The 11,834-nt window shown below is 56.8% G+C and carries 5 protein-coding genes and 1 pseudogene; 3 read left to right on the top strand and 3 right to left on the bottom strand.

All coding sequences use genetic code 11. The features are described from left to right. From M5C71_RS27665 to M5C71_RS27655, 3 genes and pseudogenes are all read left to right on the top strand, one after another. Positions 1-2,417, top strand: a pseudogene (locus tag M5C71_RS27665) (hypothetical protein); the annotation flags it as partial. Positions 2,418-2,650: 233 nt separating this feature from the next. After that, entirely contained in the window at positions 2,651-3,046 is a 396-nt protein-coding gene (locus tag M5C71_RS27660) for a nucleotidyltransferase domain-containing protein (protein ID WP_248769234.1), read from the top strand. Between the two features lie 216 nt (positions 3,047-3,262). Next, positions 3,263-6,349, top strand: a complete 3,087-nt coding sequence (locus M5C71_RS27655) for a hypothetical protein (protein ID WP_248769233.1) — start codon at positions 3,263-3,265, stop codon at positions 6,347-6,349. Positions 6,350-6,488: 139 nt separating this feature from the next. On the opposite strand, the gene M5C71_RS27650 is transcribed toward M5C71_RS27655, so the two are convergent. From M5C71_RS27650 to M5C71_RS27640, 3 genes are all read right to left on the bottom strand, one after another. Continuing rightward, on the bottom strand, positions 6,489-6,749 hold the full coding sequence (locus tag M5C71_RS27650; protein ID WP_152741473.1) for a short-chain dehydrogenase: 261 nt from the start codon (positions 6,747-6,749) through the stop codon (positions 6,489-6,491). A gap of 413 nt (positions 6,750-7,162) precedes the next feature. Next, a complete protein-coding gene (locus M5C71_RS27645; RefSeq protein WP_248769232.1) occupies positions 7,163-9,394 on the bottom strand; it encodes an autotransporter outer membrane beta-barrel domain-containing protein in 2,232 nt (743 codons plus the stop codon). A gap of 351 nt (positions 9,395-9,745) precedes the next feature. Continuing rightward, positions 9,746-11,728: a hypothetical protein gene (locus M5C71_RS27640; protein WP_248769231.1), complete on the bottom strand. Its 1,983-nt coding sequence runs from the start codon at positions 11,726-11,728 to the stop codon at positions 9,746-9,748. Positions 11,729-11,834 lie beyond the last annotated feature (106 nt).

Genomic DNA, 11,834 nt, shown 5'->3' with positions numbered 1-11,834 from the left:
ACGACTCCAAAGGCTCTGTTGTCGGCAAGACCACTGTCGAGACCAGCGTCACCGTTACCGGCACCGGCAGCAGCGGTCGACAGATTCAGCTCATGAACGTAACGGGCCCCATTGGCAATCCGGTCGGGATTCCTGACAACAGCACGAACTGGAGCGCTATCCTCACAAACTTGGCTCCCATGGTCTACAACATCAGGGCACAAGCGCTGTACGGCGCAGGCCTACCCGACTCGGCGATGAAAGCCTTTATCGTCACCGCCGTGGTCACCCCGACCATTGTCGATATCGTCGACTCCAAGGGCTCGGTGGTCGGTGGGACCACTACCGAGACCAGCGTCACTGTCATCGGCACGGGCAGCAGCGGTCAACAGATCCAATTGATGGACGGAGACAACGCCATTGGCGGTCCGATCGACATTCCTTTCGGCACCACCGCCTGGACCGCGCCCCTCACGGGACTGACCACCAAGGCCTACAACATCAAGGCCAGAGCGCTGTACGGCACTGGCGTGCCCGATTCGGCGGCCAAAGGCTTCAACGTGCAGGCCTCTGCAACACCGACCATCACAGCGGTCAGCGAAAGCGCCACCCCTGCCATCCCCAACGGCGGTGTCACCGCCGCCACCTCGGTGGTTCTGACTGGCCGCGCCAGCCCTGGATTCAGTATTGACCTCTTCGACAACGACACCCCACCACCCAAGGGCACCTTCGTCGCCACCGGTGGCACCTGGACCACCACCACGCCCATCGCCGTGGCACCCGGTCCCCACAGCTTCACCGCCAAGGCCAAATATGGCAGCGAACCGGTGTCAGAGGCCTGGACGTTTACCGTCATTACCCTGACCGATCAGAACAAACCTTATATCCAGCAAGCCGAGAACAATGGCACCGGCGCGACCCTCGACCTGGGCACCTTCGCGGGCGATGCCACCGTCAAGGTGAGCCCATGGCCTGGTATCGCGGCGGGGCAAAGAGTCTGGCTACGCTGCCTGGGTAAAAAGGCCAATGGCGATATTCACACCATCACCCTGTACACGGCGTCGGAAGTGATTCCGACGGAAGTACCCAACGGACTTTCAAAAAACATCCCACGCGCGCAGTTGGAAGAGCTGGGAGACAGCACCCCGTTAACGGTGCAACTCAAGATCAAATTCAACGGTTCCAGCTCGGAGGATGCCGCCACCGCCTTCCCGCTGCGCGCCTATACCGTCAGGGCCATCGAACTGATCACTCCGACCCTCGACAGCGTCAAAGACGCCGGCGAAGTTGAAATTCCGGACGGCACCACGACAGTCAGCCTCACATTGAAGCTTACGGGTACAGCAAGCAAGGGGCAAAAAGTCGAGATTTACGAGGGGACTGGAAACGGTGCGGCTCTCAAGGGCGACGCGACAGCCAATGCAACCACGGGTATCTGGACAAAAGACATAACCGTCGATATCGGTTCACGCCGTCTGTATGCCAAGGCGTCCTATCCTGTCAGTCCGGTGTTCTCAAACGTGCGCCTTTTAACCGTGGTCGAGGTGGTTGTCCCGACCCTTACCGATATCCGCGACTCCCAGGGCTCTGTTGTCGACGGGACCACTGTCGAGACCAGTGTCACCGTCACCGGCACGGGCAGCAAGGGTCAACAGATCCAGTTGCTGGACGGTCCAGCCAATATTGGCAACCCGTTCAGGGTTCCTACCAACAGCACGAACTGGTCCACTCCCCTCACAGGGCTGACCGTCAAGGCCTACAGCATCAAGGCCAGAGCGCTGTACGGCACTAGCGTGCCCGATTCGGCGGCCAAAGCCTTCAACGTGCAGGCCTCTGAAACACCGACCATCACAGCGGTCCGGGATCCCACCAATAATGCTGTAATCCCCAACGGTAGTGATACTTACGCGACCACCTTCATCCTGTATGGCACGGCCCAGAAGAACGAGCGTCTCCAAGTCTTCGACCATACCACCTATATAACCGACGTCGAAGTCGACGGCGACGGCAACTGGAATCGACTGGTGGGTCCACTCACTCCGGAGGACCACCTACTCACCGCCAAGGCGATGTATGGCAATAACCCAGAGTCCAATGCTTGGCGTATTAAGATACTGCCTCTCATCCGTCCCGTTATCACCGGTTTCACCAACGGTCGCGCGGTTGCGAACGGCGGTAGCACCCCATGGCCATTTCAAGGTCCTCCGACGTTCATAACCGGCCGGCGCGGTAACGTAGCTATCAGCGGCACAGCCTATTTACGCAGTAACGGCGGCGAATGGGCGGCGTGGCAATATCAGAATGACGAAGGAGACTCAACCAACTTCAAGCTCACCAAAGGAGGCGTCCAGAGCTTCAATCGAGGCCACTTCGAGATCAAGGTTGTGACAATCCTCGGCCAGGACGGTGAGAATATATGGTCATTTGACGTGTATTGAAAATTCTGGCCCGCCCTAGCGCCAAAGGACGGGAAAAGGTGACCGGGAAAAGGTGACTGATTTATTTAGGCCATAAAGGGGGAGCCTTGCTCCCCCTTCATTTTTAGTCAGCCTGGATTTGGCCTGTCTGTTTCATTGCATGTATTCAGCGGTCACCCCCTGGACTTGCCCCTACCAGACCGAACACCTAAATTTTTGACCCGATATCAGGACGAGCGGCTAGGATAGGCAGCATGAACATTCAAGCGTTGTTGACTCATCTGCAAAACCATTTGCCTGATTTACTGGCGGTCTACCTGTTCGGTAGACATGCACAGGGCACGGCCGGACCTGACAGTGATGTCGATATGGCTGTGCTCTTGTCCGGTCAGCTTGACCCTGTGTTGTTATGGCAGCTGTCGGGGGACCTGGCGGATATCGCTGGGGCTCCGGTGGACCTGATTGATTTGCGCGCGGCAACGACCGTGATGCAGTACCAGATCGTGACCCGAGGTCGGCGACTGTGGGCCAAAGACGTACAAGCAGGGCTCTTCGAGTGTTTTATTCTCAGCGAAAAAACCGCCCTCGATACTGCCCGAGCAGGCTTGCTCAAGGATATTCAAGAAGAAGGCATTGTGTATGGTCGATGATGTACTGATCAGCTTTCTTGCGTTCAGTACATTCATCCTGCGTAAAGACGCGACGAAGTCCGCACCATGGCGCTGACGACATCTTCCACCTGTCGGATAACCTGCTCGACCTGTCATTTCTGACAGTAGACGCCGTATCTCATCTGCCGGTTAATAACTTCTGGGTTGTAGGTCTCGCCGCCTCTTCGGCGAAACATGCTACGCAGGAATACCTTCATGAAAAAGCCATCCCCCTCTGCCAGGCCAGGCAATGGCAATCCATTGCGGGACCTTTACGCGCCGATCATCCCCAATATGGCCCCGCCCTTCGAAGACTACCAGGGTGGTATCGGCGTCGCGTTGGTCGAAGGTGGTTTGAAATGCATCGTCGACCCTTGGGAGCCCATGGAGAACGGTGACGCGATCGGCTTCTACTGGGGGAATGAACAAGCCCCGGTCTGGACGGACGTGATCGACGGCAATGCCAACGAGCAACTGTTCTTTACAATCAGCAAGGGCTTTATCGTCAGGGGCGATGCCGACCCGGTGTTCTACCGGGTGACCGTCCCAGGTCAAACTCCCGAGGACTCAAGGCGGCTGAGGTTGTTCGTCAAGCTTGACCGCCCCGGCGGCTACGACGATAACCCGTCGATTCCCGGCCATTCGGGCCTGCGCTATGTGGTGCCACAGGAGATTATCGACAATGGCGTCGGACCGATTGAAGCCGACGCCGGGGTGGATATCACCATTATCCACTACGAATTCATGCGCAAGAACGACCTTATCCGCCTGGCCTGGGGGCGAGCCATTGTGGAGCACATCGTCCAACCGGAGGAGGTGGACACGGACATCCCGATCCATATCGACAGAACAGTCATCGAGGACGCTCTAGACGGTCAGATCGACATTGCCTATCAGGTGGTGGATGTCTGCAACAACTATCCCGATGAGCGTGAACCCTGGTCCGTGATTACCACCGTGCGGGTCGACGTGGGCGGCAACCGCCTCGATGCGCCGCAGGTGCTGGTCAATGGTTTTCCCGCTCCCCAGAATGTGATCGATCTTGAGCAACTGGCGGGAGCCGATGTGATTTGCCGGGTGTACACCAATCAAACGGATCACGCGGTAGACGATATCCTGCAACTGACCTGGGTCGGCACCCCGGCACAAGGGGATTCGTCGGTGATCGTCGGGCCTCTTGAGCAAACGGTGCAATTCACCCCCTTCCAATACGACTTTCCCATCCCCTACGAATACGTGGAGGCGATTGCCAAGGGGCGAGCGTCGGTGTCTTACGTACGGATCAGGAGCGGCGTGCCGGATCACCCGTCGAAAAACGCCAACGTCACGGTGGTGGGTGATATTGCCCAGCCTGACCGTCCGAGCTTTGTGGAAGCGAGTGGCAGTGTGTTGGACCCGAACCTGAATTTCTACACCATTTCAGTGCCCTATTACCCGGGGCGCCAGCCCGGAGACCATCTCTACATTGTGTTTGAAGGACTTGACGCCAGCAACAACCCCACTGGTTTCGACATTAACGCCTATGTGAGTAATGAACCGAGTGGCGCTCCGATCCTGCGCGATGTGGACAAGAATGAAATCAAGCGACTCGATGGCGGTTCGCTCACCGTTTACTACTGGATCAATAGCCAACGTAAATCACAGGAATTGGTGTTGTCCGTGGGCAGCGGTCAGCCTTCCATGCCAAAACCCAACGTCATCCGGGCCGACAGCAACGATGTCTTGAACCCGGACGATGTGAACCCCATCACCGGGGCCGATGTGGTTGTGCCATATACGGGCACTCTGCCCAATGACATCGTCGGGCTGCGCTGGAGAGGTTCGCTCAGCAGTGCGCCGGATCAAGAGACGCCGCCGCTGAACCCAGGCTCGGCGGGTAGCCCCATTCCCTTTGTCGTACCGTTTCAATACGTGATTGGCAACTTGAACGGCACGGTGGACACGGACTATTACATCATCCGTACCGGATCTCCGATTCAACGCTCGCTGATACGTGAGCTGACCATCGGTTCGGCGCTGGAGTTGCTCGCCCCCAGCGTCAAGCAGGCCACCGGCGCCGTGCCCAGCCAACAACTCAATCCGGTGGCGGCCAAGGATGAACTGACCGTGGAGATTCCGGATTACGGCGCCCAACCCGGTGATCAGGTCCGCGTGACCTGGGCTGGCACCCCCGGCGACGGTTCGCACACCACCCCGCTGCAAGCGCTGCCGGGCAGCCGAGAGATCCCCCTTCCGGTTTCGGTCATCGCCTACAACCTGGACCGGTCGGTGACGGTCACCTACACCGTGACCCCTAGTGGAGGCAGCGAATCCGAGCCGTCCCGTGCATTGACGCTGAACGTGCAGGCGATACCCGACATCAGTCTGCCCATGCCGCTGATTCCCCAGGCCGCGCAAGCCGGTATTGGCAGCGAACTGGATCTGAAGACCTTTGCCGGCGATGCGCGGGTCACCGTGGCACCATGGCCGCTGATCGCCGCCGGTCAGCGCGTCTGGCTACGCGCCGAGGGTACGGCGCTCGACGGCTCGCGCTATACCATCACCCTCTACACGTCTTCCGCGGTCCAGGACTCGGAAGTGACGGCCGGGTTGTCCACAACGCTGTTGCGTAGCGAACTGGAGAAATTGCGCGACGACTCGCCACTGAACGTCGTGCTGCAAGTGACCTTCGATCGCAGCTCGACCCAGGCCAACGCGGTCGATTTTCCACTGCGCACCTATACCGTCAAAACTGTGACGGATCCGCTGACAATTGACCGGTCATACATGCTCTTGCGCGGCTATTCCATCAGAGTGTCTTGGCCAACCACTGGTGAGGATCCGAACGGCAATACAGAAGTACGTCAGGCATCGGGAGGGACACCACCGTACCAATATACATCCTCCAACCCATCGGTGGCCCAAATCGAGGGCACTAACAAAGTACGGGGAATGCGCAATGGCCAAGCAACTATTAGCGTGAGGGACTCGCAAGGGGCGACAGTGTCTTTTCTGGTCATTGTCAGCAACGTCTACACTCTAGTCGTGAACGACGGTCCATTCAACGATGCGACCGCAGCGAGGGCTTGGATCAATTCAGTCAATGGCGTTAACATTGGTCAGTATGATAACTTTATCGCTAGTATGTTCAGGGTGTACCGAGGACCATTTCCTTACCCATTCAAACCCATTAATTACTGGCTCGGTAAATACGTCGGCACCGACAGTAGATATAGTTTCTTTAACTATGATACGCAAACTATTCACCTGGCCGACCCGAACAATACGAGCATCAAAGGCGCCTGGGCCTTTGTCCCGTATTGATGCGCCCCCCTCAACTGAAATGCATCAAAGATAGCTAGTTTTATTCAGATCACAAAGGGGAGCCAGGCTCCCCTTTCATTATTCTCGTCAAATTGAATGCAGTGGCCTGCAGTTTTGCTTCACTGCACGTTTTAAGCAATCAGACCCGCAGCCGCCACCCCAGCACATCCATCAGGTCGCAGCCATCGCGCATGACCATCGCGGGGACCTGGATAATGTGTTGGAAGTCGATGTCATTGGCGTTGTGCAATTCGATATGGGACAGGGCTTCGAGCATTTGCGTTGCCGCCAGAAAGCGCGCGGCGGCGTTGGCGTGGAGGACATCGGTGGGGCTTTCGGCGTCGATCAACAGGCTGGGGATCAGGCAGTCGATGGCGGTGAGCGGTATGTATTTAGACATAGGTAAGGCCTCGTTTTTTAAATGAGAGCCATCACTCAATCGTCGCCAAACGAATGGGTGGCAGCTGTACGCAGGTTGGCGAACCGGGATAAAACGAGCAAAATCCGGCAGACCCGGAGGTCTCCCGCGCACAGCCGCCATAACGCAGCTTTGCGGGTACAAGTATCCCTGCAATAAGCTCACTCAGGAAGCCTCAGCACATTTTATCGACGAGTCGCCAAACCCGTATCACCAATGAAGGCGATCAAAGGACTATAAACCGCTGACTTCCGAGGAGGCAATGCAGGCAATTGTTACCAATCATTCTCCCGGCTCGAAGCAAGCGCAAACCTTATTCAAGACAGAACCCGATGCAAAAAAAGCCCGGTGCAATGCACCGGGCGTTTATAAATCATCTGGGTTATCCGCCTTGCTTACCAGCTATAGCGCAATCCCACATTCGCGCCAAACGGCTGCTCGATGGACTTGCCATTGGCATAGTCGAAGTCGGCATGCACTTGCAGGTCCTTGGACAATTTCAGCGCCACACCGGCACCAAACTCGGAACGCGAGCCGGACAGGTCGTTGTTGAACACGGTGTTGTTGACCTTGACCTCATTGTTCTTGGCAAACTCATGGGCCACCGCCGCCCGCAGGTACGGCTGCACCACGGTGCCGCTGTCCAGGGTCAGGTTACGCCCAACCGTGGCGCCGACCTTGCCCAGGAACGAACGGGTCTGGTCGCCCTCGGCCTGCAGGCCGTTGTCCAGGTTGTAGTTCTTGCCCTGGATCGTCACCGCCGACAACTGACCGAACGGCTCGACGAAGAAATCGTTATCCAGCTTGATATGGCGACCAAACTCGGCGGAACCACCGATACCGGTAGTGCCGTAGCTACCCTTGGACTGGGTACCGTCGCTCATGGCGACTTTCGATTCGTTCTCGAAACGGTTGAGTTTGACCACGCCGTCGAAGTAGTAACCGGTTTCCGGCTCCAGCCAGGTGGTGTAACCCCCCACGTAGTAGCTCTTCACATTACCGGTGGTGCCGCCCTTGAGGCTGAGGTCCGAGTTGCTATGCCCGGCCAGCGCACCGATCAGCCAGTGACCATCGCCCATCGGCAGCGGCGCATCGACCCCCAGGCTGAAGCCCTGCTGGTTCTGCGAATAGCCCACGCCGGAGCTTTCCGACACGTTGTACTTGTTGCCATAAGCCCGCGCCCAGGAGCCGGACTGGCCGTCGTTGAAGCGCAGTTCACCCATGCGGGTACGCAACGAATACAGTTCGCCGTACCACACGGTCGGCGCGGTGTTGAACAGGGCCAGTACCGATTGGGTGCTCGGGCTGACAGTCTTCTTGTTCGGGTCGAGGAACCAGTCGGTGCCACCGCTGCCGTTGCTGCTCGAGCCCAGGCCATAGGAGTAGGTACCGACATCCACCAGGCCAGCGCCCGCCAACGCGAAATTCGCATTGCCGGAAGCCGTGTGCACCAGGGTCAGCGCCTCTGGCGATACCGGGTCGACACCGGAACCGGCCACCAGCAGTTTGAAGTCGCCGCTGGAAGCACCGGTGACATTCAGCACGTCATGCTGGTTGGTGGCGAAATCCACGTTCATGGCGAAGGTGCCATTGCCGGACAGGCTGCCCACATCCAACTGGTAGAAATTGCTGCCCTGGCCCATGGTGACCGTGCCGCTGTCCATCGCCAAGGTGCCGATGGTGTTGCTGGCGGTCATTTCCCATTGGGAACCACTGTTGATGGTCACGCCATCGACATTGGTCAGGCTGCCTTTGAACAGCGAACCGTTGGCCAGGGCCAGGTTGCCGGTGCTGCCGGCTTCGACATTGAAGTCGCCGGTCATCTGGGCGCCGTTGAAGTTGAGGTTGGCGGTGCTGTTGCCGGTGACGTCGACATTGCCGGTCAGGGCACTGTTGGCGACGTTGACATTGGCGGTGGAGGCGCCTTGGACCTCAAGGATATTGCCATTGCCGCCGATCAGTGTCGTACCGTTAAGAATGCTGATATTGGCATCCACCCCGCTGCCGGCCAGAATGGCTGCGCCCGAGCGTCCTTCCACGGTGCTGTTGTTCAAGACCAGGTGATCGGTGTCCGCACCGACACCTTCGCCATCGGGCACCATGGAGACGCCATTGGCCCCCCCACTGACGTGACTGCCGACAACGCTCACGTCACCGCCAGCGTAGAAAACGCCTGCACTGTCGGCACCGGTCGCCCTGACTTGGGTATTGACCAGTTGAAGTGTGCTGGCACCGGTAACCGAAACACCCGCCGTACCGCCGGTAATCTGGCTGTTGGAGACCACGACATTGGAGCCGGTTGTGGTTCCCTGCACCCGGTTGACCACCATGCCGGAAAGAACTCCGGTGATCACCGCGCCGCTGATGGTGCCCTGGCTGTTAGTCACGGTGATACCCGGCGCACTGTTGCTGCTGCTGCCATGAAACGCCCCGCCGGTCGCATTGAAGGTCGAGTTGTTCCGAACGAACACTTCGTTGGTCGTCGCCCCATCGGCATTCAGCGTCCCGCCGTCGCGCACCAGATAACTGTCGGTGGGGGTACCCGAGTTGATATTCTCGGTTTGACCCGCACCCACGGTTGTCAGTGCATAGACGGATGGACTTAGAAACACGGGGGCAAGAGCCATGGCTCTGAATACGGTCCCCACGGATATTACAGAAACAGGTCTAGCAATAGCGTTCATGACATTAACCTTAGTCGGTACGATAAACTCGCTGACCTCCGTGTGAGACAGCGCGATTCAAGAGTGCGAAGACTAGAAAGGTTGACGATCAAATAATGTAGGAAAATACTTACAATCAAGAAAGAAAAAACCCATTTATCATAAGAAATAAAGACGCGCCTTGAAGGAATTCCACAGATGAGGCGCTATCATCCATCGTGCCTTGCAGATCAACGGCCCCTGGCGCGACAGCTGAATACGCCAACAAGCCCTTAACAAGAGCGGGGAACCTCCCCCGCTCTTGTATCGCGCCCTTTATTTACGCTTCGCCACAGTAGACTTCCGTCTTGTCGTTACACTTGCCGGGCATGTACCACCACCGCCATCGACAACTACCACCTCAACATCGTGGCGGTTCGACGACTCAAGGCGACCGCCAACGACCGTTTCATAGATAATAGAGCCACTGCCATCCAGAATGGGAATAAGCGCGGTGGCTAAGGGCAAGTACACATCAAAGCCGGCAGTAGGTTCGTTACCCGATAATGTTTTCGTGAACGGGTAAGGCGGTACTGGCCCGCCTGGATTTGACCCGCTCCAGGTAAAATCGAGTACCATCCCATCAACCAGTGGCGCACCGCCGGCAACGTGGACAACAGCCGCTTTTCCGACACCGGAAATATTCTGCAAGCTCCTGCAAACAATGTACTCTACCCCGGCAATAAACTCGGTACCTTGAATAACCGGATCAGGCAATGTCGTCACCGCCACATGCACATCAATGGGTGTATCAAGAGAGCGGTTCGGATTTGTTGTCGTTGAGCTGGTCACCTCATAATGAACCGGCCATTTCCCATTCGATGTCGCCTCAATCATGTTCCATGGAATAACAAAGGGCATCATGTCGGTAGTATTTTCATCGCCCCTTACTCTATAGACGCCCCCCGGCGCGGGCACCGGCTGGCCATTCCAAAACAGCTGAACCTCATCACCGGCGAGGAAGTCGTCGTAAATGAGCGCACTGGCGTCAGCAGGCTGCCCGGCATCCCCAAGCTCCAGCGTGTCCTCGGGCGACGGAGGGCTCGTCCCTCTACCCTTGACATGTACGTCGTGCAGGTTAGGGTTGCCGACAGTCGGATCTTCTGGCTCAGGAGGGGGAGGACCAGGGCGAGTCAAATCGATTTCGATCGTTTCACCGATAAGCTCCGGAAACTCCGAATCATATCGAACAATTTTATAAGTGACCTCGGCCTCTCTCGGGCCCACGCCATTACGTTTTACAACGGCATAAGGCACTTCGACGATCACATCCGTCACACCGGTTACCGTGACCGCCGGTTGTGGAACCCCATCAAAGGTCACCACAACTTTATCGGTGTTAACCAGAAAATCAATATACTGCCTTATCTGTACGGCCAAGGTCGGAAACGAAGCCGCGACAGTAACTGTTTTGTTCGTCCCCACCGCCATTGGCACTTCAGGCGGTCTCAAACCACTGGGCGCGTTGGTCAGAAGAACAATGACATGCAGTTCTTTAGAGGGGAACCCGACGTTACCCACGCGGTCTTCCCAGACATAATAAAATATCATGTCCCCCTCACCGGACGACACAACATTAAAGATAGGGATATCAACCGTCAAATCATCCGCCGAATTATCAGTCGCCGTCACAATACCGACTTGCGCCCCGGGATTACTTCTTCCAAAATAAATATAGGCAGTATCGCCCGTCGCCCGATCACTGGGGCGGGGGATGCTGACCGTCACAAATTCATTACTCTCAAAATACTGTTTATCAAGAATATTGTCGACAACATCAGGGAGTTCCAGAGGATCACCAGGCGCCCCATGGTTAGGCGGGTCCTTGTCAATGATGATCTCCACCTCAGGACCGTAATATTCATTGGACACATAAATCGATATATAACCCAGTTTGTGCCCGCCTGGCGACTGTGTCTCGATCGCCGGCAGGTACAGGCTAACCGGTAAATCATCAGGATCGATGGGTGTCGTTAAGTATTCTATTTCGCCAACGGGCGCACCATCCCAAAGCAACTGCACGCTCAGTGGCCGATTAGGAGTTCCAGTGGGATTATAGAGAACTTCTCGCAGCAGAACCTCATTTTCAACACCGTGCAGACTAAGAGGGAGTTTATTTCCCGGATCCCCCTCTACAATCGGTAACAGCCCCTGCAATTCGGGAGGCACATTAAGCGCCGCCTCGCGCGCGGCTTTACGCAGTTCCGCCGTTTTCTGAATAGCCGCCTGTGTTTCCTGGTATTTCTTTAAATCAAACATAGCTTCACTCCCACTCATTAGATTAAGAGCCGTTATTCGATTCCGCAGCAACCCACAGACCGAAAAACACACTTGATTCAAAAAACAATTGCCAGCGTCCCTGCGC

The organism is Pseudomonas sp. MWU12-2345, from assembly GCF_023242385.1.
In the GTDB taxonomy this organism is placed as follows: Bacteria; Pseudomonadota; Gammaproteobacteria; order Pseudomonadales; family Pseudomonadaceae; genus Aquipseudomonas; species Aquipseudomonas gingeri_D.
The sequence above is the reverse complement of the archived record's forward strand: the minus strand, read 5'-3'. Positions and strand labels throughout refer to the sequence as shown.